The 25,117-nt window shown below is 52.4% G+C and carries 20 protein-coding genes and 2 pseudogenes; 8 read left to right on the top strand and 14 right to left on the bottom strand.

Annotated elements, in window-relative coordinates; translation table 11 throughout:
• Window positions 1-175 (top strand): annotated as a pseudogene (locus KP699_RS09855) (IS3 family transposase); the annotation flags it as partial.
• A 240-nt stretch (window positions 176-415) separates the two neighbouring features.
• On the opposite strand, the gene KP699_RS09850 reads toward KP699_RS09855, so the two are convergent.
• From KP699_RS09850 to KP699_RS16440, 11 genes and pseudogenes are all read right to left on the bottom strand, one after another.
• Entirely contained in the window at window positions 416-1,012 is a 597-nt protein-coding gene (locus KP699_RS09850; RefSeq protein ID WP_215762462.1) for a hypothetical protein, read from the bottom strand.
• Between the two features lie 189 nt (window positions 1,013-1,201).
• Window positions 1,202-2,671: a tyrosine-type recombinase/integrase gene (locus KP699_RS09845; protein WP_252346930.1), complete on the bottom strand. Its 1,470-nt coding sequence runs from the start codon at window positions 2,669-2,671 to the stop codon at window positions 1,202-1,204.
• Between the two features lie 12 nt (window positions 2,672-2,683).
• Window positions 2,684-2,851: pseudogene (locus KP699_RS16755) on the bottom strand (DUF6538 domain-containing protein); the annotation flags it as partial.
• Window positions 2,852-3,105: 254 nt separating this feature from the next.
• Entirely contained in the window at window positions 3,106-4,884 is a 1,779-nt protein-coding gene (locus KP699_RS16445) for a relaxase/mobilization nuclease domain-containing protein (RefSeq protein WP_252346929.1), read from the bottom strand.
• A gap of 22 nt (window positions 4,885-4,906) precedes the next feature.
• On the bottom strand, window positions 4,907-5,296 hold the full coding sequence (gene mobC, locus KP699_RS09830; protein WP_374196921.1) for a plasmid mobilization relaxosome protein MobC: 390 nt from the start codon (window positions 5,294-5,296) through the stop codon (window positions 4,907-4,909).
• Window positions 5,297-5,633: 337 nt separating this feature from the next.
• Complete coding sequence (locus KP699_RS09825) at window positions 5,634-7,256, bottom strand: type I restriction-modification system subunit M (RefSeq protein WP_215762461.1); 1,623 nt, start codon at window positions 7,254-7,256, stop codon at window positions 5,634-5,636.
• Window positions 7,253-8,479 (bottom strand): AAA family ATPase, encoded by a 1,227-nt coding sequence (locus KP699_RS09820; RefSeq protein ID WP_252346928.1) that lies wholly within the window; start codon window positions 8,477-8,479, stop codon window positions 7,253-7,255. Before KP699_RS09820 ends, KP699_RS09825 begins: the two co-directional genes overlap by 4 nt.
• On the bottom strand, window positions 8,476-9,717 hold the full coding sequence (locus tag KP699_RS09815) for a restriction endonuclease subunit S (protein WP_215762460.1): 1,242 nt from the start codon (window positions 9,715-9,717) through the stop codon (window positions 8,476-8,478). Before KP699_RS09815 ends, KP699_RS09820 begins: the two co-directional genes overlap by 4 nt.
• The gene (locus KP699_RS09810) at window positions 9,707-12,748 is read right to left on the bottom strand and encodes a type I restriction endonuclease subunit R (protein ID WP_215762459.1); all 3,042 of its coding nucleotides are present in this window, start codon (window positions 12,746-12,748) and stop codon (window positions 9,707-9,709) included. The genes KP699_RS09815 and KP699_RS09810 overlap by 11 nt, the downstream gene beginning before the upstream one ends.
• Window positions 12,745-12,945: a type II toxin-antitoxin system Phd/YefM family antitoxin gene (locus tag KP699_RS09805; protein WP_215762458.1), complete on the bottom strand. Its 201-nt coding sequence runs from the start codon at window positions 12,943-12,945 to the stop codon at window positions 12,745-12,747. Before KP699_RS09805 ends, KP699_RS09810 begins: the two co-directional genes overlap by 4 nt.
• Before the next feature lie 297 nt (window positions 12,946-13,242).
• Complete coding sequence (locus KP699_RS16440) at window positions 13,243-14,877, bottom strand: site-specific integrase (RefSeq protein ID WP_252346927.1); 1,635 nt, start codon at window positions 14,875-14,877, stop codon at window positions 13,243-13,245.
• 344 nt (window positions 14,878-15,221) lie between these two features.
• Here KP699_RS16440 and KP699_RS09790 point away from each other — a divergent pair, with 344 nt between their 5' ends.
• From KP699_RS09790 to KP699_RS09780, 3 genes are all read left to right on the top strand, one after another.
• Window positions 15,222-15,449 carry an AbrB/MazE/SpoVT family DNA-binding domain-containing protein gene (locus KP699_RS09790; RefSeq protein ID WP_215762457.1) on the top strand — a complete coding sequence of 76 codons (228 nt, stop codon included), beginning with the start codon at window positions 15,222-15,224 and terminating at the stop codon, window positions 15,447-15,449.
• The gene (locus KP699_RS09785) at window positions 15,449-15,847 is read left to right on the top strand and encodes a type II toxin-antitoxin system death-on-curing family toxin (protein ID WP_215762456.1); all 399 of its coding nucleotides are present in this window, start codon (window positions 15,449-15,451) and stop codon (window positions 15,845-15,847) included. The genes KP699_RS09790 and KP699_RS09785 overlap by 1 nt, the downstream gene beginning before the upstream one ends.
• A gap of 365 nt (window positions 15,848-16,212) precedes the next feature.
• Complete coding sequence (locus tag KP699_RS09780) at window positions 16,213-18,162, top strand: AAA-like domain-containing protein (protein WP_215762455.1); 1,950 nt, start codon at window positions 16,213-16,215, stop codon at window positions 18,160-18,162.
• 321 nt (window positions 18,163-18,483) lie between these two features.
• Here the strand turns inward: KP699_RS09780 and KP699_RS09775 are convergent, their stop codons facing one another.
• Window positions 18,484-19,857, bottom strand: a complete 1,374-nt coding sequence (locus KP699_RS09775; RefSeq protein ID WP_215762454.1) for a site-specific integrase — start codon at window positions 19,855-19,857, stop codon at window positions 18,484-18,486.
• Between the two features lie 274 nt (window positions 19,858-20,131).
• Here KP699_RS09775 and KP699_RS09770 point away from each other — a divergent pair.
• A protein-coding gene (locus KP699_RS09770; protein ID WP_373853786.1) for an IS5 family transposase occupies window positions 20,132-20,886 on the top strand; the annotation gives its coding sequence in 2 pieces (ribosomal slippage) (window positions 20,132-20,470 and window positions 20,473-20,886; 753 coding nt in all).
• A gap of 581 nt (window positions 20,887-21,467) precedes the next feature.
• Here the strand turns inward: KP699_RS09770 and KP699_RS09765 are convergent.
• The gene (locus KP699_RS09765) at window positions 21,468-21,617 is read right to left on the bottom strand and encodes a hypothetical protein (RefSeq protein ID WP_215762453.1); all 150 of its coding nucleotides are present in this window, start codon (window positions 21,615-21,617) and stop codon (window positions 21,468-21,470) included.
• A 655-nt stretch (window positions 21,618-22,272) separates the two neighbouring features.
• Between KP699_RS09765 and KP699_RS09760 the strand changes: the two genes are divergently transcribed.
• From KP699_RS09760 to KP699_RS09750, 3 genes are all read left to right on the top strand, one after another.
• The gene (locus tag KP699_RS09760) at window positions 22,273-22,950 is read left to right on the top strand and encodes a hypothetical protein (protein WP_252346926.1); all 678 of its coding nucleotides are present in this window, start codon (window positions 22,273-22,275) and stop codon (window positions 22,948-22,950) included.
• A gap of 2 nt (window positions 22,951-22,952) precedes the next feature.
• Window positions 22,953-23,615, top strand: a complete 663-nt coding sequence (locus tag KP699_RS09755) for a hypothetical protein (RefSeq protein ID WP_061504633.1) — start codon at window positions 22,953-22,955, stop codon at window positions 23,613-23,615.
• 290 nt (window positions 23,616-23,905) lie between these two features.
• A complete protein-coding gene (locus KP699_RS09750) occupies window positions 23,906-24,115 on the top strand; it encodes a hypothetical protein (protein WP_086642097.1) in 210 nt (69 codons plus the stop codon).
• Between the two features lie 90 nt (window positions 24,116-24,205).
• On the opposite strand, the gene KP699_RS09745 is transcribed toward KP699_RS09750, so the two are convergent.
• Window positions 24,206-25,084 (bottom strand): FkbM family methyltransferase, encoded by an 879-nt coding sequence (locus KP699_RS09745; protein WP_086642096.1) that lies wholly within the window; start codon window positions 25,082-25,084, stop codon window positions 24,206-24,208.
• Between the last annotated feature and the right edge of the window lie 33 nt (window positions 25,085-25,117).

The following is a 25,117-nucleotide window of genomic DNA, read 5'->3' as shown; positions in this document are numbered from 1 at the left end:
GATCGAGGCATTCGTCGAAAACTATAATCAGCGCCGCTATCACGAGAGCCTCAACAATCTCACGCCGGCAGATGTCTGGTTCGGACGGGGGCAGACAATCCTGCTCGAACGTGAGCGCATCAAAAGAGCTACCATCCAGAAACGACGCTTGCTTCATCAGCAGCGTGCCGCCTAAACATCATAATCAGATGGGCCAGACCCTCCGTTATTTCACACCATCCATAGTCCCAAATCTTTCGACGACGGACAAAAACGTATTAGAGCGCAACCTCCACTCCAACTAATTCTCGAATAGTATCGCTGGTTAGGCGTGCGTAGAGATGAGAATTTTCTGGAGATAAGTTGGGCGGCAGGCTGACGGTTTTCTCTCTTCATTGCCGATGATCGTCCCTTCCGCTTTCCCCCCAGTGCTGCCTTATTGGTCATTACTCATTTGCGATGCGTCGTAGTAGGCGATGACATAAGAGGCGAGGCCTATCCCAGCTTCCCGGAAGGGACGCATATCGAGTATTTTTCCACCATTCTCCTGCGCGACTGTGAGAGGCCCCGGCTTGAGATCAAGAGTCAGCACGACCGAGGAAAAAGAATTTGCGCCCAGTGCCGCGTCTCCCTCGTTTCTAGTCAGTTGACTGTTGGTTGCCGTTTTGCCGAGTAAATATCTTTCGCGGATCAGATCATAAAATTTACGTTCAGTTTCGCTCTGCCATGTACCAATGTCAAAACCGCCGCAACGTTGTGGGCCATCACCGTCGAGAGCAAAACCAAAGACCCATTGAGTTTGCACTCGTGCAGCGGCTATTTGGGTTCGAATGTAATATTTCAGGGCCTGTTTGTCTGTACGTTCAGGAATCGCAGCAAGTTCAATTTCAATCTCACGTGGGATAAAGAGCTTGAAACGACCCGATGGTAGTTCAGCAGCTAGATCCAGCTTGAGGTCGAAGAGTAAATTCCAGACATTGCTATCTATGGTTACAGCAATGAGACCATCCAGACGAGATTGATATGTTAACATAATACTATCCCTCACCATATTTTTGCAAAAAAGGTCCGTAATGATCCTGTTTAGCGCAACGAAAGGTATCAAACCCCTATTGGTGAAGATGGACGCATGGTGTCAAAAGGCAGAGCGACGGTGATGAACGTCGTCTATTGCTCTTTTACTATCCAATACCGGACATTCTGAAGCCCCCCATAGCCGCCGTCAGGTCTCCGGAATGTCCAACTGGAATGTTGGGAATTCCAGTGCTTCGATAACGCTTTTCAGGTTCTGCACGTCGATGGAACTTGTGTAGTTGATTGTACCCTGACTTCGGTGTGACGCCTCATGTCCTAGCACCCGGTCAATCCATAACTCCCGAAAGCTCGCATTCTGATTGCGTAGCTTCGTGGAAACTGTGTGCCGAAAGCTGTGGAACGTAATCTCGGCAGGAAGGTCGAGCTTCGTTTTGAGTTTTGAGAACGCCTGGCCAAACGCTGCCCCTCTGACGCCTTCACTTGACGTCGGAAGGTCGGGAAACAGGAAATGCTGCTCCGGTTTCAGAAAGCTCATGATGCCTGCTTTGATAAGCTGGGAGTGGATGGGAACGAGCCTCGTTCCTGCTGCCGACTTTGGAGACCATCCATCTTCTGGGTGAGGGCGGACATGGAAGCATGCCACACCTTGGATATTCTCGATGTCTTGGCCGCGTAGATTGCAGATTTCTCCCAGTCGCAAGCCGGTGTAGAGCGCGACGTTGACCATTCCTGTGTATGTTCGACGGGAAATTCCGCGATGCTCCCATTGTGCCGTTGTGAGCAGGGTCAATTCGTCATCGGTCCAACAGCGTCGTTCCGTCTTCTTCGTTGTGTTGAAAGACCACTGTGACCAAGGGTTTTTTGCAACGATTTCGCGTTGAACGAGTACGGACCAGAGGGAGGATAGGCGAGAAAAATGGTTCTTCACAGTCTTGCCGCTGACCGTTTCAAGCCCGTGCTCTTTCGCTGATTTTACAGCATCTCGAATGGGAAGACGGTTTTTGGATTTCCCATGCGTTGCGGGAAGGCCGAGGAGCAAGTCGTGAAAGTCACCTGCTGTTGTTCCCGTCACCTGATTAACGGATAGGTCTCCGAAAGCCTCGATGAACAGGTCGAGTGTTGTTTTCGTGCCTTTGATGGTGTCCGCACTCTTATTGGTATCATTGAGAATAAAGCGTTGAGCCATGGCACTGATAGTCTGAGTCTTGGCGTTCTTGCGCTTCGTTGTGACGGGGGAGAGCAAGGCTTCAGGCGGTTCGTCTTCGTGTCCATCGTCAATGGCGGGGGTAGCCACAGACGCGATAGCGCCGCTTGAAGCTTTGATATCGACGACAAGTTTTCGCAGGCCCGCAATTTCATCACGCAGCATCGCCTCACGGGTCTTCGTGACGGCCGTATGCAGTGCCTGTGTCTGCCTCAAAGCATTGAGGAAAGCGTCGGTCTGTTCGAAATGCCCTGCGATGATGTCCAAAAAATTGTCGACCTGCCGTATGTAAGCTTTCGTCTGAAGCAGTTGTTGCGCCATCTCGACGCTGTGCTTGCTCTTCTCTTCTTCTAGCCGAACGTTGTGATAGTTCTCCCAGTCCCGCACGAACTGCTCATAGAAGCGGATGATATCGGTGGCGGTCAGGGCTTTTTGTGTTGGCTCTGTCGTCATGCGCCGAATCTCCTGAAAACACTGGCCCGTTTTGGCGTACAGCAGAGCCGCTTTTTGCCGTGCGACAAGCTTACTGGAGGTTTTCAGGGGATGCGAGATTTCGCCTCGACCTAACCAAGCCCGGAGGTCTAGCGGGACAGAACGCCTGAAATAATATTGCGACCCGACGATTCGCAGCATGCGTCTAACTCTCCCAGAATGGGAAAGACTGTGGGACAAACGCCCATTTTAACGTCGAGGGGTGTTTTTCTCTGTCTTTTCAATAGGTTAGTGGTGCGAGCTGCGGGACTCGAACCCGGAGAACAGGGTGAGTTGCGTTCGAAACCTTGCTGATTTCATCAAGGAAAACGCTAAAAGACGTCCTTCTTGGTAACGATTTACGAGAAACACTTTGGAGAAGAATTGAGTTCTCGTCAAGAGACTTTCCAAAGTCTTTAAAACGGTGACGGTGTGGCAGGGGGTGGGTGTCGGGTCTGCGGGTTCGGTGCGGGACTGCGGGAACGAGACGGCCTGATAAGCACCTGATGTTTCACTTTATGGCTTTTCATGTTGAGCAAATCAGAAAGACGTTTGATCTCACGCTGAGCCGCATCTTTCTTGTCTCTGTGCGCTCTGTTCCAATCCATAATGCGCTTCTGGCGCGCTTGCACGATACGGTCAAAACGCTGGTTAAGCCATGGGTCCAGCATCTGTATGTCGGCCATGGCGGAAAATTCGGCATCATAGGTTTTCCTGAAGTGTTCCAGAGCCGGTTTGTTCTTTTCACTCAGGATGGAGCGGATCGGATTGGGCGGCTCTGCGCGTAGCCCCACGATATGCAGCAAGGCTTGCACGACAAAGCGCAAGACTTCCAGAAATTCTAAAAAGAGCTGATCTGCTCTTCTTTCAAGTCTTGTGGCTTTTCCAGTAAGACGCAGCCAGCGACTTTTCTCAGCGTTCTGCCACTCTCGTTTTGCAACGCTATAATGGTCAAAGCTTTTTCTGAGCTGCTTCTGGTATGGGGCAAGCTGCTTGCGCCATGTCGCTATCATCTTGTCTCGATCAAGGGGTTTCCAGCTTGTTTCGGGTGCCTGCTGGGCAAGAATAGCGTGTTGTTGTGCGATGGCTTTCCTGATCTCTATCCGAAAACGGGCCTCCTCTGCGCTTACGATGTGCACGGAAGAGGAGGAGGGGAGTGGCTCTGTCGTGAGGGTGTCAACGTCAGCCATTCGTTTGAGCCAGAGTTCTTTTCGCCATGCAGGGATTTTCGGACGTTTTATAACCGGTGGTTTTCTGGGCACTGGCTGAGTGTCAGATGGTTTGGGGATGGGGTATTCATTATAAAAATCTGCGGTCGTCCGGCGGATCGACAAGCGTGTGCTCTGGATTTTGACGTCTCGTTCATGCTCCGTTTGACTCTGCTCTTCGGAAAGCAGTTTTCGAAAGTCTGCTGCTTTGACTTTTGCCAGACGGGTAAAGCTTCCCACAAGAAGACCATCACTTGTTTCGATAATATGAGCGCCCGGTCGTGTCTCTTTTCGGTCGCCTTCACGCAGTGTCAGAGAGTGGTCTTTCAAGGCGGCCCGGAAAGCTTTTAACCCGTCTGATTGTGACCAGAGAGACGTGACCAGCTTTTTCAGGGCTGGAAGATCAAGTCCCTGTCGTTCGGTAATGCGTCGTGCCTCTGATGTATAAGCAGCGCGGGGTTTTGCATCATCAGCAACAGGAATGAGAGCATCGACCTGTTCCGCTGCATGGTGACGACCTTCTTTACGCAAGGCTTTGGCAATCGCCCTGTCATGCCGACCAGCCACCAGTTTGTGCCCCAGCCGGATTTCTTCAAGACGCGCGACTTTTTCCATGCGCATCCATGTGAACCGGCTTTCAAGAACGCGATCTTGTTGCCATTCTGGTAAGATCAAGTGACCATGGGTGCTTCCGTCCTTCTGGTGGATCACAAGGGTGAGGTGTTCGGGGTCTGCATGGAGTTCATCACACAGACGACGGGCAAAGGCTGAAAGCTGTTCATCGGTCATCGCTTCATCTGGATTGAAGGCGATATGACGGAGACCATATTTCAGTCCTTCGCGATGGGCTTCGCGCATATGGTCATGCAGGAGCCATTCAGACCCGGCCAGAACTCTGATGGCTTCATTTTTCGCACCATGCAGAACATGGCGGGCAATGGCACCCGCTCCGCTCTTTGTTGTGATCCTGCTTTCCTTGACGATCATGGCTCATATTCTCACAGGACTTTCAATGACGCGTCATATGAGCTTCGTCGCACGGGCGAGGGGCTGGCCGAATGGAAGGGCTCTTGCGTGATCGTGACAGTATCTCGTCAAGCTGACAGATCAGCATCTCAAGATCATCGAGCACACATCCGCACCGGACGGTATCCTCACAATTTGCAGAACGGGCTAATTGATTGAGGTTGTTGCCAACTCGGGAAAGCTGATGGCGGATGCCACGCAGTTCCTCGGGAACGGGACGGCCATCATGACCAGACAGCTCTGCACGGGTGAGCAGAGAACGTATCCAGTCGGCTGTTGTAGCATGGTCATGAGAGCGAGCGATATGGTTCCAGCGCATCAGCTCATCTGGGGATGCTCTGACGGAAAGACGAGATGTTCGAGGTATAGGCATTCTTAGTCTCCTTGCTTAAGAGGGGGTCAACGGGGGAGATTTCTCCCCCTTGCCAGCTGTCAAATGGACCCGGAACGGGTAGCCATTTGACACTGCTGGCTCCCGACCAGAACCCCATGGAAACAAAGATAATCCACTTCTATGCAAGGAACGAAAAAAGAACAAATTAGTAACGATTTAAATGGAGGAGGCTTCGGATAAGCAGTTTGCTCGTTTGAATGAAAGAATGTACGGTAGCCTGCTTACGCTCAAATCTCGGTCGTGAGGAGGACAAAAGCGATTAACTCGGTTTCAAATGGAAGAATAGAAAAGCAGACGGCCGACACTTACGTTCACTCTACGAAGGTTTGGGTAGTTCAGTGAGGCCGAGTTCCTTCAAAAACGAGTTGTGCCTCGACGTTGCTTTTTGGATCTGTTTTTCGATCTTGCCCAACTCCTTCTGTGTGGCATCCAAGTCGATTTCTTCCTCGCCCACGGCGGTGCTGATGTAGCGAGAGATGTTGAGGTTGTAGCCTTCCTCAGCGATGCGCTCCATGCTTACACGCTTGGAGTAGCGGTCCTCCTCCTTGCGGAACTGGTAGGTCTCGATGATCTTACCGATATGCTCGTCTGTGAGCCGATTCTGACGTTTGCCCTTAGCAAAGTGTTCTGCTGCGTTGATGAAAAGTACGTCATCCGGTTTCTTGCACTTCTTTAGTACAAGGATACAGACCGGGATACCAGTAGAATAGAACAGGTTCGCAGGCAGTCCGATGACCGTGTCGATGTGGCCATCTTTCAGCAGCTTGGTTCGGATTCGCTCTTCCGCCCCACCTCTGAACAGGACCCCATGGGGGAGGATGATGGCCATCACGCCCTCATCCTTCAGGTAGTGGAATCCGTGTAGCAAGAAGGCAAAGTCGGCGGCCGACTTGGGCGCCAGCCCGTAGTTCTTGAACCGCACATCATCGCCCATCGCCTCGGTCGGCTCCCAGCGCAAGCTGAAGGGCGGGTTGGCCACAATGGCATCGAAGGAGGGCTTCTTGGCTGGGTTCAACTCACGCAGAATATCCCAGTCATTGTTCAGCGTGTCGCCGTGGTAGATTTCGAACTCCGTGTCCTTCACGCCATGCAACAGCATGTTCATGCGGGCGAGGTTGTAGGTGGTGATGTTCTTTTCCTGCCCGTAGATTTTGCCGATGCCGTGCGGCCCCATGCGCTTGCGCACGTTCAGCAGCAGCGAGCCGGAGCCACACGCGAAATCGAGCACGCTGGCGAGCCGCTCTTTCTTTCCGGTTGCCGGCTCCTGGCTGTCTAGCGTCACGATCGCGGAAAGGATGTCTGACACCTGCTGCGGGGTATAGAACTCGCCTGCCTTCTTCCCGGAGCCGGCGGCAAATTGGCCGATCAGATATTCGTAGGCATCGCCCAGCGCATCCACGTCGGACGAGAAGTCGGCGAGCCCTTTGGCGATCTCCGTGATGATGGCACAGAGTTTGGCGTTACGATCAGCGTATGTCCGGCCTAGCTTGTCCGAGCCAAGATTGATCTCTGAGAAAAGGCCGCCGAACGAGCTCTGAAAGGACTCGTTCTCGATGTATTTGAAGCCTGCCTGCAGGGTATTCAGCAGTTCGTCGTTCTGGATGCGCGCCATATGGGCGATGCTGGTCCAGAGGTGTTCCGGCTTGATGACATAGTGCGCCTTGAGGCGCATCTGCTTTTCAAAAGGTATGACATCATCGGGGTTCTGCGCGTACCAAACAGATAGGGGTGAGCGCCCAGCATTGCCGATCGTGTTGGGATTGGGATAGTCGCTCCCAAGCTCCTTCTTCGCAGCCATCTCGTAATTGTCAGAGAGGTAACGCAGGAAGAGGAACGACAGCATGTAGTCGCGGAAATCGTCCGCATTCATCGCGCCGCGAAGCGTATCGGCGATGCTCCAGAGCGTTTTGCCCAGTTGCTTTTGGTTTTGGTCGTTCATTGTGCAGGTGCTTCCTCAGGGGCGGGCGCTTTCGCCGGGGCTGCGGGCTGGGCTGGAACAACTCCCGGCAGGGCGAATTCGAACCGCGTGATGAATTCGCGCAGGATGCGGCGGAAGAGTTCCTTGTTGTCCTCGCCCATCTCTGTGGGTTCATGGATGGCATAGGCGCCGTGGCTCAGCAGGTTCAGGGCCCGGTTGAACAGCGCCCGATCCTCTTCGTTGTCCAATGCCTTCAGGCAGAAGGCCATGCTTGGATGACCGAAGAAAGAGGCCGTTTTCTCCATGATACTGCGCAAGGCGTTGAAGTGGAAGGTGTAAAGCTTCCCCTTGTCAGGATCGGCGGCACGCTGCAGTTCGGCTAAAGTGGCGACGTGATGGAAGAAGGGCGTATCCTCGCTCGCCTGAAGCGTGTAGGTGCCGTCGCCGTTTGGGCGGTGCAAGAAATAGCGCTTGTGGGTGATCTTCGGTTCGCCCTCGGTTCGCCTACCCATCTCGTTGCACATGATGTTAAAGAACAGCGCGTGGTGGGACGAGAAGATCACTTTGATCGGTGCGGGCGCACCATTCGCATCCTTCCGCGTGGCCGCCCGGCGGAGAAGCTTGGCAAGATCGCAGGCCACGGAAATCGCGTTGTTGTCATCAAGCGACGAGATCGGGTCGTCGACATAGAGGTACTTCTTCCCCTGATAGGACTGATGCCCATCCAGCATACGTTCGCAGATGGCCATGAAGATGCACCAAATGAAGATGTTCTGTTCGCCCCGAGAAACCTTGATGTTGGACTGATCGCCCTTTCGGAAACTCACAAAATCGGGCTTCGAGATGGTCTCGTTGCCCTGCTGAACATCTTTATAGGTGAAGTCGAATTCGAAGTCGGCGTATCGGGAGAGGTAGAGATCAATCGTCTCTTCCAGCGCGAGTTCCGTCATCGCGTTGAAGAAGGATGATTTTTCGTTCAATTGAAGGCGGCGCACGCTGTCGCCGTCAAGGTCGTTTTCCCAGACGAACAGGTCCTCAGTAAAGGCGTTGAAATAGAGCGTGTCGGGCGTCCCGTTGGGGTTCTTCTTGGTCTTCCGCTTGCCCGCGTCCTTGAACTCCATCGACAGGCGCGTCTTGCCGGTGCGGTTATAGGCGTAAAGCAGCACGAGATCGGCGTCGTTTAGATCATCCCGCAGCCGGGTCACAAGCTTGGCCAGACTCTGATAGGTGCGGATGCCGCTCATGCGTCATCCTCTCCGACCAAAGGGAAAAGCTGCTGCATCAGCCCCTTCTTGTGGGTCTTGAGGGTGTCGAGTTTTTGACTCTCGGCGGTGATGAGGTCGTCAAGGGAGGTGAAGCAGTCTGCAATGCGTTGTTGTTCACCAGACTTGGGGTCTGGAAACGACAGCTTCTTCTCTCTCAGCACTGAGAAGTGCCGCTTATAGCTTTCCTGTGTTATCGGATTGGCTTCGAGTGCATAGAAAAGGAAACGGACATTGATTCCGCGTTTCGGTTCGAGGATTTTGATTCCGTCCGCGCCTTGAACAAAAGGACGGTCAACAAATTTCAAGGCGCACGTGTGATCGCCAAAAACGATTACGGGCAACCGTTTATTGACGACTGCGTCGCCGTCATTCGTCCACCCACAGATGTAGTCCTGCGATTGGTCAACGATGGGAAACGCGCCTTCGGATTGGTAGTCGGACGTCTGAAGCTTCTTGGGGGGCGTGATGGTGACAATGATCTCCTCGACGGTAGCTTCCTCCCACTCCTCTGCCCTCTCAAACTCAGGGAAGCGGAGGCGGGGTTGGGTTTCGCCTTCCTGGGGGAAAAGCTGTTGCATCAGGCCCTTCTTGTAGGCCCTCAGCGCCTCCACCTTCCGACCCTGAGCGGCAATCAGCGCGTCCACCGAGTCCAGACAGCCGGCGATCTTTTGTTGTTCGGGTTCCTCTGGCCGCCATGCATTTGTCGACAGGAACTGAGTAACAGATATGTTGAAGCGGCCAGCTCTGGCGCCCTCATTGACCAGCCCACCCAGCGCCGGATCATGGCTTCCCGACTCGAAATACCATTCCCAGAAAGCTGGGCTCTCACTCGGCTGGAAGCGAAAGCATTTATAGATAGGCGAGACGATCCCGCCTCCATAGTTGGAAAGCCGCTTGATCGTTCCGAAGCTTGATGCCTTGGTTGCCCGGTCGTTGTAGACAAAGTCGTTTTTGCGAATCTTCAGATAACGACCGGTATTGTCTCCTGCGACCTTTTTGCCAAAGTAGTCGCTTTGCAGCACGAGACCATGTTCCCCTGAGAGGCTCAGAACGTTATCCGCATCTCCTGTTGTCGCCCGATCTGTTACGGGCCGGGCTAGTTTCTGGAGCGAGGTTTCCTTCCATCCTTTGGAGTCCCGAAACTCCGGGAAGCGCAGCTTGGGCACCAAAGCAGTCCCAACGCCCATCTTGGCAGACGATTTCCCCTTACTGCTCATAAGCGCTCAGCCCTGAAATCTCGCGGCCGCCAGCGCGCTTGAGGAGTAGGGGTATCAGGTCAGCCATCAGGTCCAGTTCCTTCACCCGCCGCGCCTTCCAGTTTAGGCCAAGGGGTTCCATCAGGTCGGTGAGCCGCTCGCCATCAAAGACCATGCGTTGCAGGATGGTGTCGACAAAGCCTTGCAGCGCCTCGGTCGCTAGTCCGTGCTTGTCCGCGATACTCGCCAGCTCCGCCGCGTTCTTTTCCGCCTTGAAGCGGCTGTAACCATCGCGGATGGCCTTTTCGCTGAGTCCCTCGCCCGCCTTTAGGGTGTTAATATAGGCCGCGATATCCTCACGCTCGTCCATGAACTTGGCGTCGGACTGGATCAGGCCGATCAGTTCCTCGCGGCTCATCTTCTGCTTACCAGGGGTCGCCTCGGAATAGCGGGCGATCAGGCCCATGATGTAGTCGTAGTCGATCACGGCCGAGGCAAAGAGGACGAACTCGAAATCAAGCTGGTCGGCTTCCTGTGTCGGCTTGTCCGCACCCTTGCCCTGCTGGGCGCGAAGGCGCTGTGCGGTTTCCAGATAGGCCCCGCGGAAGCCAACGAGGTTGTCGCGCGGCAGGATGTGTTCGATCGTTGCGGCGTTTTCGGGGGTCAAGTCGGTGTATTGATCCAGCTGGGTCTTAAGCCGCTGGACCTCCTTGAAATGCTCGATGAAGGCCGCGCGGGCAGCATCGCCCTTGAGACTGGGCACTGCGTCGGGGGCGTAGTCGAGGCCCTGTGACTTCATGAAGGTGTCGAGCTTCTGGACAGCGGTTTCCAGCTTTTGGATGACCACGGGCGCCTTGTCGACCAGCCAGATTTCGCGAGCCTTTTCGGCGGCCGCCTCGCCGGAGAAGAGGGCGATGGCGGCATCGACCGCATCCTGTTGCTGGCGGAAATCAAGGATGTTGCCATAGGGCTTGGTGGCGTTCAGCACGCGGTTGGTCCGCGAGAAGGCCTGGATCAGGCCGTGATGCTTGAGGTTCTTGTCGACGTAGAGGGTGTTCAGGAACTTGGAGTCGAAGCCTGTCAGCAACATGTCGACGACAATCGTGATGTCGATCCTGTGGTGTGGCGCATTGGGATAGGCTTTCCGCAGGTCAGTTTCGGGCCATTGCTGGTCTTTGATGCGTTTTTGTACATCTTGATAATACAGGTCGAACTCGCCGATCTTGTGGTTTGTGCCGTAGTTGGCATTGTAATCCGCGAGGATGGCCTTGAGGGCCTCCTTCTTTTTCTCTGGCTCAACCGCGTTGTCTTCCTTCTCCGTCGGCAGGTCCTCCTGAATCTGCTTTACGTCAGGATCGCCCTCGGCAGGCGGGGAGAAGACGCAGGCGATGTTGAGCGGCTGATAGCTGGGATCGGCAGCTTGCTTCTCGGCCTGCATAGTCTTGAAAAGCCCGTGATATTCGATGGCGTCATTGATTGACGACGTGGCGAGTAACGCGTTGAACCGGCGCTGACCGGTGGCCGCGTCGTGCTTGGACAGAATCGCCTCGATGACCGCCCGTTTGGCCAGCGGCTCGCCTGGCTTGGGCAGGGTCTTGCCCTGCGGCTTGAAGTAGTCGACATGGAACCGAAGGACGTTTCCGTCCTCGATAGCGTGCGTGATCGTGTAGGTATGAAGCCGCTTCTGGAAGAGGTCTTCCGTCGTCTTCATGCTGGCCTGGGTGTCCTCGATTTTCTGCTGTGCGGCGTTCTGATCAAAGATGGGCGTTCCGGTGAAGCCGAAGAGCTGGGCGCGCGGGAAGAACTCCTTGATAGCTTTGTGGTTCTCGCCGAACTGCGAGCGGTGGCATTCGTCGAAGATAAAGGCGATGCGCTTGTCGCGCAGGGGCTCAAGCTGTTCCTTGAAGCTCTTCTTGCCGTCCTTTTTCTGCTGCTTGTTGCGCTTGCTGTTTTCATCCAGCGCAAGGCCAAGCTTCTGGATCGTGCAGACGATGACCTTGTCGGCATAGTCGTCGGAGAGAAGGCGCCGGACGAGGGAGGCGGTGTTGGTATTTTCCTCCACGCAGCCTTCCTGGAACTTATTGAACTCCTCGCGCGTCTGCCGATCGAGATCCTTTCGGTCCACGACGAAGAGGCATTTTTCGATATCGGGATTGTCCTTCAGCAGCGTTGATGCCTTGAAGGAGGTGAGCGTCTTGCCGCTGCCCGTGGTGTGCCAGATGTAGCCGTTGCCGCAGTCCTGAGCGATGGAATCGACAATCGCCTTCACCGCGTAGACCTGATACGGCCGCATCATCAGGAGCTTCTGCTCACTTGCCACCAGAACCATGTAGCGGCTGATCGTCTGGCCGAGGGTACATTTGACGAGGAAAGTCTCGGCGAAGCTATCGAGGTGGACAATCTTTTTGTTGCCTACATCGGCAAACTCGTAGACCGGCAGGAATCGTTCGTCGGCATTAAAGGCGAAATGGCGCACATTATTGTTCGCAAAATAAAACGTCCGATCGCGGTTGCTGACTATGAAAAGCTGAAGAAAGCACAAGATCGTCTTGGTATATCCGTTCCCAGGGTCGTTTTTATATTCGACGATCTGCTCCATGGCCCGACGCGGGTTTATGCCGAGGGTCTTCAGTTCAATCTGAACGACCGGCACGCCGTTAATCAGGAGAATAACGTCGTAGCGGTGGTGGCTGTTGTCTGTGTTGATGCGGAGTTGGTTGACCACCTCAAAGGAGTTCTTGCACCAGTCCTTGATGTTGACGAGCGTGTAGTTCAGCGGCGTCCCATCATCGCGGGTGAAGCTGTTTCGCTCACGAAGGACGCGCGCCGCCATATAGACATCTGGCGTGACAATTTCGTCCAGCAGGCGTTGAAACTCCGCATCGGTAAGGTTCACCCGATTCAGGCCTTCGAACTTCACCCTGAAGTTTGACTCTAGAGAAGCTCGATCACGGATATCAGGTCGATACTCGTATTTGAGGCTCTCCAATTTAGCCAAAAAGGCCACTTCAAGATCGCGTTCTGCCTGACCCATTGGCATCACAGCACTCATGATTGCGACGTACCTTTCGCATTTCGGTCGCCCTTCACGCAGCCTATTTCGATGCCTCTCAATCGGTCATATTCCTCGACAGCCATTACCACTACAACTGGCCTTCCATGTTTAGCCACTGCTACGGGCTCGACACGAGCGAGGTCGATAAGTCGGCCGAAGCCGTTTTTGGCATCTTTTGCACTCAACGTTTGCATAGGCCTGCCTCACTTTGGGACAAGGTAATTTATGGCCATTTTGACTAAATGGGCAATAGGGAGTTTTGTCCTATATCGTGCAGGCTCCCGAGCGGTGCTCAGCGCTCGACCTTACTTGCACTACGGCTTGATACTCTACTCGTGTGGAAAAGGAACGCTCGTTCCTCTACACCGCACCGTCGCAATATCTAGGTCAGTACTTTATCTTCTGGTAACTACGGGTGCACATAATTGGACGAACGGCCGAAACATGTCTGGGCACTCCAAACCGGACATTCAGCTTACCCCCTTAATCCGTCATAGAATTTGTCTTAAATAGAGCGTTGGATACCTGACAGCCTCCACAGTCTGCCTGAGGTTCTCGATTTCGATACCTGAGAGATAGGTTGTAGCCCCCTGACTCTTGTGGCTGGATTCATGACCCAGTAGGGCATCAATCCAGAGTTCTCTGAGGTCTCCTGTTTGATTGCGCAGGCGGGTTGAGACCGTGTGTCGGAAGCTATGGAAGGTAATGGCGGCAGGAAGGCCAATCGTTGTTTTGAACTTCGAGAAATTCCGGCCAAAATCCGTACCACGCGGGCCGTTTTGGGGTGTTTTCAGTTCCGAGAACAGGAATTTCTTACCTTCTTTCTTGAAATCCAGAATACCCCATTCCAGCAAAGCACTATGGATCGGCACATTACGGGCACCGGCTTCTGTTTTCGGTGTCCATTTGTCTTCGGGGTGAGGGCGGATAAGGAAACAGGGGATACCGTCAACCTCCTGAATATCCTCATTCCGCAGGTTACAGATTTCTCCCAGCCTCATGCCACTATACGCGGCGACCAGTGTAATCCCTGCAAAGGTGGCCTGTGAGATGGTGCTGCATGTCCATGCCGACGACGAAAGAAGGGCGAGTTCATCGTCTGTCCATGCCCTGCGCGGATTCCGCTTTGTCAGGTCAAAGTCCCAGTTGCTCCATGGGTTCTTTTCCGCAATCTCGCGGCGGATAAGCTGGTTCCACAAGGCCGAAAGACGCATGAAGTGGTTCTTCACGCTCTTGCCGCTCAATGTCGGCAGGTCAAATTCCTGCGCCCGCTCGACCTCAGCGTTTAAATCCATCTCCTGCCTGCCTTTGGCGTAGGAGGTAGGGAGAGAGAAGAGCAGGTCTCGAAAATCGCCTGCCACCCGGCCAGTCATCTCTTTGACAGGCTTATCGCCAAAAGCCTGAACAAAGAGTGCTACGGTGCGGGCGGTTTCTTTCTTGGTGGCGTCACTCTTCTGGGTGTCTGCCAGTAAAGCTGTCTGAAGAGCTTCTGTCAGACGTGGAGAGAACGGAGCGGCTGGAGCCGGAGAGGGTGAGGGAGATGGAGATGCCAACTGGTGGGATGGGGGCACAGCACCGGGAGCCTGAGACAGGGCTGGGCCGGTCTGAAACAGTTTGACCAGTGTATCATGCAACCGTTCGATTTCTTCGGTCTTGCTGGCAAGACTGGCTTTGTCCTGCATTTTGCCGCTTATCATGTCCTGACGTAGCGTGATGATATGCTGATTCAGCTGTTCCAGAGCGTCTGTGGAGTAAGTCAGGAAGGCTCTGGTTTTGAGCAGGTCTTCATACCGGGTCATGCTGGCTGTGTAGCGCTCAATTTTGAGCTGTTCTGCGGCATTTCGTTCGGTGGTCTCGATGACCTCTTCCTGTCTTTTGATGATGTCTTCATACAGCGCCAGAAGGTCGTCCTTGGTGATGGGCTTGTTCCGGGCTGGGTCAGTCATGGTGCGGGCCGTCCTGAAAAGCGCGCTGGTCCGGGCATGAAGGGCCATGGCCGAGAGGCGGGCTTCTGATTTGTTCCCCGTTTTGAGGGAAATCCAGAATTCAGTTTTGCCGAAGAGGGGGCGCAAGGCAACGGGGACGACACGACGGAAATGGTAGTGGGTGCCTACGAGAGCCAGCATTGAGAACTTCTCCAGTTTGGAGAAGGACTGTGGAGAAGCGGGTTTACACTTCACCTCTTTTAGAGTTTCTCAATAAAATCAATACGTTAAGGTATGCGAACTGCGGGACTCGAACCCGCTCGCTTTGGTCGCGACTAATCAGACAACCCACTGAAATAGAACGATAATTTCAGACGAGATCATCCTTCATATGGTGACTGCGGGTTTGTTCTGCGAGCAAACCCGTGGGGCAGTCAAGAGAGTGGCGCAGAGTTTAATCCTGCGGACTGCTTATAGGTGTTTCATTGTTGAATGGCACCAACAGCCTCTGTTATGTAATACGAATTGTATTACGGAGATGTGTCATGGAAACAGTTGTTGTGCGGAAACAGGGAAATTCTATTGGAATTACCTTTCCTGCTGAAACACGTATTCGGCTGGGTCTGGAAGTTGGGCAGGAACTCACGCTTGTTGAGATGGCCGATGGCATCAAGCTGGTGAAGCGTAATTTGAAGTTGGAACGTCAGATGCAAATGGCGCGTGAGACGCTTCGAGAGCAGGCTGATGTGCTTCAGGAACTGGCTAAGCGGTAATGACGGAGAAACCAGAGTTTCTTGAACCTGATGTGGTGCTGTTTATGCATGACCAGGCACTTCGGGAATATGGCGGAACACAAGGCGTCAAAAGCGAAGACTTGTTGCATAGCGCGTTAGCGCGGCCAGAAAATCGTTGGCATTATGCGGATAGTGAAGCGCCCGATATGGCTACTTTGGCGGCTGCCTATGCTTATGGCATTGCTCGTAACCACCCTTTTAATGACGCAAACAAACGGACAGCCTGGAGTTGTTGTGTGTTGTTTCTGAGGGTGAATGGGGTGTGTATTCAGGTCCATGCACCAGAGGCGGTAGAGGTCATGGTGACACTTGCTTCAGGTGGTATGAAAGAGGAGGCATTTGCTGTCTGGTTACGGCAGCATTTCGTTTTTCAGTAAAGTTTTCGCTGCACGTTGGGGTGCAATATTTAGGATAGCCAGCCGTGCAAACCAGCGGACACGTTGTGTCGCGATGGTTTACAAATTGATCAGAGGAAAAGCGTTGCTCTTCCCCCGTGGCCCCGCTCTTTAGGTCACATTTGGGGGAGAGCGGAAGGTCTGATACTGGTCCCAATAAATGGGAGATAGTATTAATCATATTTATTTCTTGTAAAATATAAATACACCCTATATATTTATTATTTAAACAATAGATTTTTAAATAAACATATGAAATAATCATTAATAAATCAAATATTGAGTTTATTATATTAATATGCCAGAAGTGAAAATCAAAAATTTTACGCGTATCAGAGAGGGCTATAATGAGTTACCAATTGCAGAAATTAATGGCTGAGACTGTATCGGCTTTTACGGGCTTGTTTTCCATTCATTACGAAAGTATTCGTCAATTTGAAACCGGTGAATATTTTGTAATATACGCAAAATGTTCTAAACGTGTTCAAAGTATACTCGGGGTAGAAAGAGAATTACTAATTATTGGCAATGTGTATGTTGATCAGCAAGTTAGATCACTCAAGTTTGCCCGTCGAATAATCAATGAATCTGAGGGACGCCTTGAGCCAACTCTCTGTATTATTGTACACCAAGACGCTCGAGGCAATACAAAACTTAAGCGCTGGGGCCGTGAACATGGTATCGCAGTGATCCCAGTGTACACCTCATCAGGTGTACTACCTCGCGAGCAGGAAATGGAACGACTGCTTTCCTTTGAGTTTTTCACTCAAGATCCCTTCGACGTAACAGGACCTGTCGCAAATGATTCTCAGTTTTTTGGTCGTAGAGGCGAAGCACAAGAATTGGCACGTAAGCTCCAATCCGGACATATCAGAGCCTGCTTCGGCATTCGCAAAATAGGAAAAACTTCTATCCTGCACCGTATTCTTGCCGAGTTAAAAGGTAATTACGATGCGGTCACGGTGTTTATTGATTGTCAGCGTGATGACGTCTTTGGGCTTGATGCTGCTGGCCTGCTCGATTCCATCACTGGCTCCTTACAAGAACTCAAGATGAACGGACGCTCCTACGCAGAAGTGAATGCTTGTCCCTTAGATAATACACTATCGGACGCTGCACGGCAATTTCAGATGATTCTGAGCCAGTTTGATCTTCCGGTCATTCTAGTCTTTGACGAAATCGATTATATTACACCCAGTAACGGTGGAGCACTCCAGTGGAGGCAAGGCTTTGTGGAGTTTTGGCGGAATGTTCGTGCCGCATATCATGCCGCCGCCCGGGAGGACCGCACAGTTTCGTTACTTATAAGTGGTGTATCAAGTCGTTGGTTCTCAGTAGAGTCCATTGATGGTTTGGAGAATGCTGCTCTGGCATTTATACCGGAGGAGTACTTGAGTCCGCTTCCTCGTGGAGCAGCGAACGCAATGATCAAGAATATTGGCGCAATGGCGGGCTTGCGGTTTGATGAACCTGCGCTAGAAGCAATTTCGAGTTTTTGTTCTGACATGCCATTTTGGATACGGAAAGCTTGTTCATCCATTCATGGGAAAATTGAGACCGCAGCGCGACCTGTAACCTTGCAAGAGGCGGTTGTGTCTCCGATGCTTGCTGCCTACGGACAGGATGAAGGAGCAGCACTAGCGAAAGTTGCCTTGCAACATCTTTTCCGCGTTTACCCAGAGCTTCGTGCGCCTTCACTATCACTGCTTAAGGACGGTGCAGATATTTCGGCTTCTATGCGGCGCACACTAATACGTTACGGTATAATAACACAAAATGGGAGCATCTCCGGGGCCATGATGCGCGCAGCGTTGGTAATGCTCGCAGAAGATATCCCGATGATTGAAGCGCATTCGGAAAGCCAGATAGAGGCGCAACCGCTCGTAAACGAATGGGCCGAAGAATTGGCAGGGATTTCTTACCGGCGCAACACTATGGAACGTGCGCTGCGCTCGCTCGTGATCAATTTTTTGCGTATGTCTGCGCTTTCGAATAGGAGTAGTCCGTCGGCGAAGTCTGCCCTTCTGTCGGCAATTTCTCAAAATCGACGAAGCGAGCTTGAACCGTTCAATCTCGATACTATTGCAGAAAAGCTTTACTGGATTGAACTTGTGGCGGTGATCAACAAGCACTGGCAATTGTTCGAACGCATCTTCGGTGACAAAACAGCATTCAATGACAATGCAGGCGTCGTTAACGATAGGCCCGATGCCCATGCCAAACATCTGGAGCCAAGCGATGTCGCCTTGCATAGGCGAGCTTTGAGTTGGCTCGATGAGCGGATCACACGTGTCTGAGGGAATTACAACTTTGGAGCGTTTATTTTAGATATTCTAAGTGAGCACTTCCAATCTTGAGTAAGGACCGAGTTCATCCGGTGGAAGGGCAACTTAGGATACTGTCCTGCTTAAAGCAGCCAGTCATTGATCAGATTAGTTCAGCGGTAAGGCTTTAAAATAATCATGTCTCTTGTAGAATACGCAATATGGCGACCTGAACGACCAGCATGAGGGCGTAAGCGGTCATTAAATGAAACCTTATTTAGGGGGTCAACGGGGGAGGTTTCTCCCCCTTGCCAGATGCTCAATGGGTAGCCATTGAGCACTGCTGGCTCCCTTTTAAATCGTTCCCTTTTTGAAGGCTGTTACCGGGTAACTTATTGCCTCTATGGTTTGCAGCAAATTGGCTGTTGAGATGCTGGTCAGATAGGTTGTGGTGCCCTGACTTTTGTGGGTTGCTTCATGACCCAGCAGGCGGTCAATCCATACCTCCCGGATGTTGGCATCTGCGTTTCTGAGTTGTGTGGAAACGGTATGCCGGAACGAATGAAACGTGATTTCAGCGGGCAGGCCAATGCGGGTCTTGAGCAATGAGAAGGCTCTGCCAAGGGCTGCTCCCCTGACACCCTGTTTCGAGGTTTCCAGACCGGGGATGAGGTAGGGGCTGTCTGTCGTGTCTTTCAGAGCCAGCACTCCCGCTTCAATGAGTTTTGAATGGACTGGCACCACACGAGTGCCTGCTTCCGTCTTGGGAGCCCATCCGCTTTCGGTGTGAGGACGGATAAGGAAGCAGGGGATACCGTCAACAGTCTGGAGGTCTTCTCTTCGTAAGGTGCAGATTTCGCCCAGCCTCATGCCGGAATAGGCAGCAATCAGTGTGACCAGCCGGAAGGTCTGTTCCGGCACCGAAGTGCTATGCCATGACGCAGAGGCCAAGAGTGCTAATTCTTTAGCTGTCCAGCTTCTCCTGACAGTCTTTTGCCCATTCTCAAAATTCCAGCCTGTCCACGGATTGCGTGTTACCAGTTCCCGCTGGTGCAACTGGTTCCAGAGTGCTGAAAGCCTCATCATATGGTTTTTCACACTTTTTCCGCTCAGGGTTGGAAAGCCTTCCTCTCTGGCCCTCTGAACCTCTTCTTCAAGGGTAAGGCTGCTCTTACGTTTGCCCAGTGAGGCTGGAAGGGAAAACAGCAGGTCACGGAACGCCCCGGCCTTCTCGCCGCCTATGATAGACACGGGCGCATCTCCAAAGGCTTGCAGGAAGAGGTCTACCGCTCGCTGGGTGGCTTTCTTGGTGTCGGTGCTGGCATGGGGGCTATCCAGCACGAAGCGCGTCAGGGCACCCGACAGCATAAGGGGAGTAGCCTTGGTGGGTTTGGGGGCTTTTTTCACTGTCCGGGGTTTTGGCATCGGTGCTGAAACTGGCACGGCCCCCGTTTCCTGAGCAGATGAAGGGTGATTCACGCTCTGCAAATCCCGCAGTGCAACCCGCAGTCTCTCCAGCCTGCTTAAAGCGTCTGGTTCAGCCAGAACAGAATGGGCCTGCATGAACAGTTCTGTGGTTCTGGCGTGAAGCAGAGAAGCGCGTTTGCGGGCTTCGTTCTGGTAGCCGGTTTTTAAAGAAACCCAGATTTCCCGCCGGTTTAAGGCTGCTCGCAGGGCAGGGGGAACGATACGGCGGAAGTGGTAAGTGGTGCCTCTAACTCGGAGCATAAAATCTTCCCTCAGTGGGGAAGGACGATGGAGCAAAGACAGCCTTTGCCCCTCATTCTGCCGAAAAATCGTGCTATTTCAGGTGTCTGTGGTGCGAACTGCGGGACTCGAACCTGCATCAACCCGCAGTGACGCTTTGCTAACCCATTGAAACAGCAAAAAGAACGCGACGTGCTGTCTTCTGGTCTATGTTTTAGCTCCCAACATTGATTAAACAGTCTGGGAGCTTCAATAAACCGATTTAACCTTAACCTATGGTTTTTGGAAGGGGTTAATGATTGTCACCATATCAAAAATCTTCAGACCATTCTGCATAAAAGACCTTCTTCCCGGTCGTGAAGGTTATGTTGGCGGCACGGCTGCGGACAATCGTCTCTTCGTGGAAGCCGTGTTGTATCGCTATTGCGCAGGCATCCCCTGGCGTGATCTTCCACCGCGTTTCGGGGACTGGAAAAATGTCCACCGGCGTCTGCGCCGCTGGTGCGAAAGCGGTGTAATCGAGCGGATATTTCGCCATCTGGCGGCAGATCACGACAATGAATACATGATGATCGACAGCACGATAGTCCGGGCGCATCAGCACAGCGCCGGAGCCCTGAAAAAGGGGGCGCGGATCAGGCCATCGGACGGTCGCGGGGCGGACTAACCACAAAGATCCATGCCATCTGTGATGCTCTCGGGAACCCGGTGGAACTCGATATCACACCGGGTCAGGATGCCGATATTACTCAGGCCGAACCGCTTCTGGAAAAGATCGACCCGGATGCCTTTCTTGCCGACAAGGCTTATGACGCAGACAGGTTGATCGACCGACTGACAGAGCGTGGGATTACCCCGGTCATTCCACCAAAACGCAACAGAACGACACAACGCAAAACAGACTTCGCTCTTTACAGGGAACGTAATCTTATTGAGCAGTTCTTCAATAAACTCAAACAGTTCCGCGCCATCGCAACGCGCTACGACAAACTGAAGTCAACATTCCTCGCAGCAGTGCAGTTCGCCTCAATCATCATCCTGCTTAACTGACGACACGCCGTAGCAAACCTCCCCGATTTTGGGCAATCCGTCAGGAAAATGAGTTGAACAGGACGGAATAAAGCAGAACCCCCTTATATTGACGATTATGCACGGTTTTCAGGGGTAAATCCTTATTCCAAGGAACCCCCCTATAGAACCCCCCCGATTTTAGGGGTTCCCGTCACGAAAATTAGTTGAAACCGCCCGTTCAAGAAAGAACCCCCCCGATTTTAGGGGTTAACGCACGGTTTTCAGGGGTAAATCCTTGTTCCAAGGAACCCCCCTATAGAACCCCCCCGATTTTGGGGCCTCTCGTCACGAAAATTAGTTGAAACCGCCCGTTCAAGAAAGAACCCCCCCCGATTTTAGGGGTTCACGCACGGTTTTCAGGGGTAAATCCTTGGTCCAAGGAACCCCCCTATAGACCCCCCCCGATTTTAGGGGTTCACGCACGATTTTCAGGGGTAAATCCTTGGTCCAAGGAACCCCCCTATAGACCCCCCCCGATTTTAGGGGTTCACGCACGATTTTCAGGGGTAAATCCTTATTCCAAGGACCCCCCCCTATAGAACCCCCCCGATTTTAGGGGTTCACGCACGGTTTTCAGGGGTAAATCCTTGGTCCAAGGAAAAACCGCCGAAAACACGACAAAAACCGGAGTGGAGGGCAAAACAGAATCCGCGCTTTTCCGGAAAAATTCTTAACAAAAAAGACCCCGAAAAAGCGGCAAAATCGACCATGCCGCTCCACAACCATGACAGCAAAAACAGACCTTAAAACGCCTCTGTGAAGAATTTTATACAGCTCGCTCATAAACATTAGAGCCTCAAATAAACGAATACAGAGACGTTTTAAGGGGTGATTAGATCATTTTTGAAGAAAGAGAACGACAGCTTTGTCAGAAGCCAGAATGAGAAAGAAAGAGACATAAATAACATTACAAAGCTGTTAAATAAGTCAAAAAGAGAGAAAGATGGCACGATACCGTGTTTTTGGTGCAGGGCACCGAAAAACACTTCGTGCTGACTGCCTTGCGGCGCCAGGTGGTCAGTAAAAGAACATATTTAAGTTATTGATTTGTAGTGAAATTTCTCCGCCTTCTGGCTCGTCCGGGAGCGTGGAAAAGCCCGGAAATGCGACAATTACTGTAAGCAAAAAATACAACAATTTTTCCACAAACATAAATGGTGGTGAAAATGATAAAATTCTCGAAAAATAGACGACAGAAGTCGTGCGTGACTTTTTCTGTGCCTGAGTGAGCGTGCGGTCGGCAGTGATGTGTCTGCGTTACGGAGAAATTGGGTCTGTGTTTTTGTGGGAGCTGTAGCCTGCCAGGGACAAGGGCAGTGTTTGAGGCTGCAGTGCCAGCCTCCCCACAAAAGGAAGAAGTGCCTCATGGCACGGCTTCCTTACGGGCTTACTTCCTTTCATGGAATTACAATGTCTACGCTTTCAACAAAAACCAGCAGTTCGTCTGTCCTGTCCTCTATCTTTTATCCTACCAAAGAGGATCTGCGGCTTTATAAAAACATGACTCTCGCCTTGGGTGCGCCGCCCAATTCTCACATGTTCCGATTTATGGGAGCAGCCGGGCAGCATCTCGTTTTTATTGGCGAGAGCGGCACGCTTGAATGGTCTCGTGTGCAGAAAACAGCTGCCGGTCGCTGGCCTCATTTGCCTGTCTCTGGGCCAGTTGCAACTGACGGCACAATCCTGGATTCTCTGCCGGAACGGATTGTCTATCAGATGCTCTGCACTCTGAAGCGCCGTAACATGCATGTTGATGTGCACGAACCCATCTGTCTTGATGAGGGGCTTTTTCGTGCCGATATAACGTTACGTAAAGGAAATGTTTCCCGCTATATCGAAGTCGTGGGCTGCTGTGGCTCTGATCGTGTCACACGCAATGAAGAGGAACGCAGATGGCTTGCACGTCTTGATCAGCGTCTCAGCTTTTATCGTGCTCTCGACATAACACCAGTCGTGGTCTGGCTCGACATGTTTGCCCGTCCCGCGGAGCTGAAAGATCTCTGCATCGATCTCGTCGATGATGTTGCACTGCGGGGAGCCTGATTATGACAATAGTAAAAGAAGATACGACTATCCTGCCGTGCTGGCGCGAGGGCACAATCCGGCTCCTCGATATTGCGCCCACAGGTCCCGGACAGCCCCAGCTTGCAGAGGGGCTACCGATATCGCTTGCCTATTGTGATCTTGTGATGCGACCTGACTACACATTTGCCGACGTGAATGGGGGAGTTTTCCAAGGCGTGTTGCAGAAAGTCCCCGGTGAGCGGGGAGGAAGTGACTTCGTTGTTGAAGACCGTCTCTTCAACGCGGTGTTTCCACATGATCAGAAACTTCCCCTGTGTCTGGCGGGTTATAATGTCTCGTTTCTGCACCGCCTACTTGGTGCTCCGTGGGGAGAACGACCGCATCAACTGTGTCTCCACAGGCTCGCGCGGATTTATAATCTCGGCAAAAGCAGTGACTATTCTTTAGCAGAACTGGTCGAGTATCTTCAGCCCAGTTTTGAAGTCCCGTGGTTTGAATGTGAAGCTTTCACACGGATGATGCAGTCGCGTGTTGTCTTGCGTCACCTTCTTGCGGAGAGCCGTTTGAATATGCTGGCAGCGCTTTCTGTTGCCCGCACGCCGCCTCCACCCACTTCAGAACCATTTGGGAAGGTACAGGGGTGGCAGGTTATGGAAGACCGCGTCTACCGAGATTTTGAGTAACGGATCAAAAAGATAAGGACGGGAAGGGGGCTGCTCTGTGCAGTCCCCTTTTTCCTCTGAGGCATCTGTGGATGCCGTTTGATTGGTTTCCGTAGGTTACCTAACCCGTGGAAGTTCGGCGTTTTCCTTAGTCTTTTTGAGAATTTGAGAAGCTTTCGAAGGGTTGTCGCCCTTCTCCCCAAAAAAGAAAAAGGTCATCGTGTTCGTGTGACATTCGGGGCTCCCGTGTCACTGCGCGCGATTTTTATTTCTTCTTTGTGGATAACGATTTTTCAGAAAGAAAATTACTCATGTCAAATCAATTCTGCGCGACCTCAACGCCGGTTCAGGATGTTTACGAAGTCATGCTGATCATGCGTGCAGCACTCATTGCCGGCTTGAAAGAAGTGCGTGATGGCTCAACAGATACTCTGGATGGCCTGATTTTACTGGTCGATGATCTGAGCGAGAGGCTTGAACGCGCGCATGAAGCGCTGGAAGTCTCTGCAAACCAGAGCTGATCGGTGGGCTGCTGCCTGTTTACAGGCAGCAGTTTTTCCAGATGGAAAAGTACTTCGAAACAATAATTTTGTTTTTGAAAGATTTGGTTTTTAGCAAGAGTTTCTTGATAAAAGAAGGTTGGCACGCGTGCGTCCGCTGATCCTGTAAAGTGAACTGGCAATCAATAAATGTTCGAGGGCTTGCTGTGCCTCTCGGTTAACGGGACGTTCCAGAATCAGGTGTCGCGGATAAAGCATCGGAGAGACATCTCTAAAATAGGTGTCCAGCACAGCATGTTCCATCCCTTCAATGTCGAGCTTCATCAGAGTGATGGTCTTCAGACCGGCGTCCTGGACAATATCTTTAAGAGGGCGAATGGGGATGGTTGCCGTCTGCTGTCCTGCCTGTGTTTTTTCGGAAGTGACGGCGGAGAACTGGCCGCTGCCAACGTCATGGTGGCGGGGCTTTAGGTGTCCATTTCCCGATGTCGCGCCCGCCGCGCAGGAAACGCACCAGATCGGAAGGGGCTCATTCAGGGCGAGTGTTTCCCGAAACCGGGCCATCAGAACCGGATTGGCTTCAACCGCCAAAATTTTACGTGTGTGACAGCGGGACGCGTACAGGGAGAAAAACCCCATATTGGCGCCAATATCTACGAAACTGGCGTCCGGGGAGAGAATGCAACGCAGCCAGCGGAGTTCGCGTCTTTTATAAAATCCGCCACAGACGGCCCCATAGGCATCGGTCTGGTTATCGCGCGGATAAAATCTGACCCGATAGCCAAACAAGGTGCCATCCACGATCTCTGGTCCCTGCTGGAACCATGCAACCGCTATACGCCGTAAGCGTCCTCGTCCGAGCGGGCGTTCATGTATCAACATGCGGGCAAGATGCTGGCGGCGTGTCATGGGATAGCTGCCGAACGGGGCAAGTGCGGCCTGACCTGGCCTGATTTCTGTCAGCGGGGGAAGAGCAGGGGAGAACAGCACAAAGGACTCCTGAGACCGCCGCCAGAAAACAGG

The organism is Acetobacter sp. P1H12_c (assembly GCF_018811975.1).
Taxonomy (GTDB): Bacteria; Pseudomonadota; Alphaproteobacteria; order Acetobacterales; family Acetobacteraceae; genus Acetobacter; species Acetobacter persici.
This window is presented reverse-complemented; position numbering and strand designations above follow the sequence as displayed.

Bases quoted from the DNA above. Each gene is read 5' to 3' on its own strand.
- KP699_RS09750 (WP_086642097.1), top strand. From the start codon at position 23,906: ATGTCAAATCAATTCTGCGCGACCTCAACGCCGGTTCAGGATGTTTAC.
- KP699_RS09820 (WP_252346928.1), bottom strand. From the start codon at position 8,479: ATGAGCGGCATCCGCACCTATCAGAGTCTGGCCAAGCTTGTGACCCGG.
- mobC (WP_374196921.1), bottom strand. From the start codon at position 5,296: ATGCCTATACCTCGAACATCTCGTCTTTCCGTCAGAGCATCCCCAGAT.
- KP699_RS09805 (WP_215762458.1), bottom strand. From the start codon at position 12,945: ATGCAAACGTTGAGTGCAAAAGATGCCAAAAACGGCTTCGGCCGACTT.
- KP699_RS09780 (WP_215762455.1), top strand. From the start codon at position 16,213: ATGAGTTACCAATTGCAGAAATTAATGGCTGAGACTGTATCGGCTTTT.
- KP699_RS09785 (WP_215762456.1), top strand. From the start codon at position 15,449: ATGACGGAGAAACCAGAGTTTCTTGAACCTGATGTGGTGCTGTTTATG.
- KP699_RS09810 (WP_215762459.1), bottom strand. From the start codon at position 12,748: ATGAGTGCTGTGATGCCAATGGGTCAGGCAGAACGCGATCTTGAAGTG.
- KP699_RS09815 (WP_215762460.1), bottom strand. From the start codon at position 9,717: ATGAGCAGTAAGGGGAAATCGTCTGCCAAGATGGGCGTTGGGACTGCT.
- KP699_RS09850 (WP_215762462.1), bottom strand. From the start codon at position 1,012: ATGTTAACATATCAATCTCGTCTGGATGGTCTCATTGCTGTAACCATA.
- KP699_RS09760 (WP_252346926.1), top strand. From the start codon at position 22,273: ATGGCACGGCTTCCTTACGGGCTTACTTCCTTTCATGGAATTACAATG.
- KP699_RS09755 (WP_061504633.1), top strand. From the start codon at position 22,953: ATGACAATAGTAAAAGAAGATACGACTATCCTGCCGTGCTGGCGCGAG.
- KP699_RS09790 (WP_215762457.1), top strand. From the start codon at position 15,222: ATGGAAACAGTTGTTGTGCGGAAACAGGGAAATTCTATTGGAATTACC.
- KP699_RS16445 (WP_252346929.1), bottom strand. From the start codon at position 4,884: ATGATCGTCAAGGAAAGCAGGATCACAACAAAGAGCGGAGCGGGTGCC.
- KP699_RS16440 (WP_252346927.1), bottom strand. From the start codon at position 14,877: ATGCTGGCTCTCGTAGGCACCCACTACCATTTCCGTCGTGTCGTCCCC.
- KP699_RS09775 (WP_215762454.1), bottom strand. From the start codon at position 19,857: ATGCTCCGAGTTAGAGGCACCACTTACCACTTCCGCCGTATCGTTCCC.
- KP699_RS09765 (WP_215762453.1), bottom strand. From the start codon at position 21,617: ATGGTCGATTTTGCCGCTTTTTCGGGGTCTTTTTTGTTAAGAATTTTT.
- KP699_RS09825 (WP_215762461.1), bottom strand. From the start codon at position 7,256: ATGAACGACCAAAACCAAAAGCAACTGGGCAAAACGCTCTGGAGCATC.
- KP699_RS09845 (WP_252346930.1), bottom strand. From the start codon at position 2,671: ATGACGACAGAGCCAACACAAAAAGCCCTGACCGCCACCGATATCATC.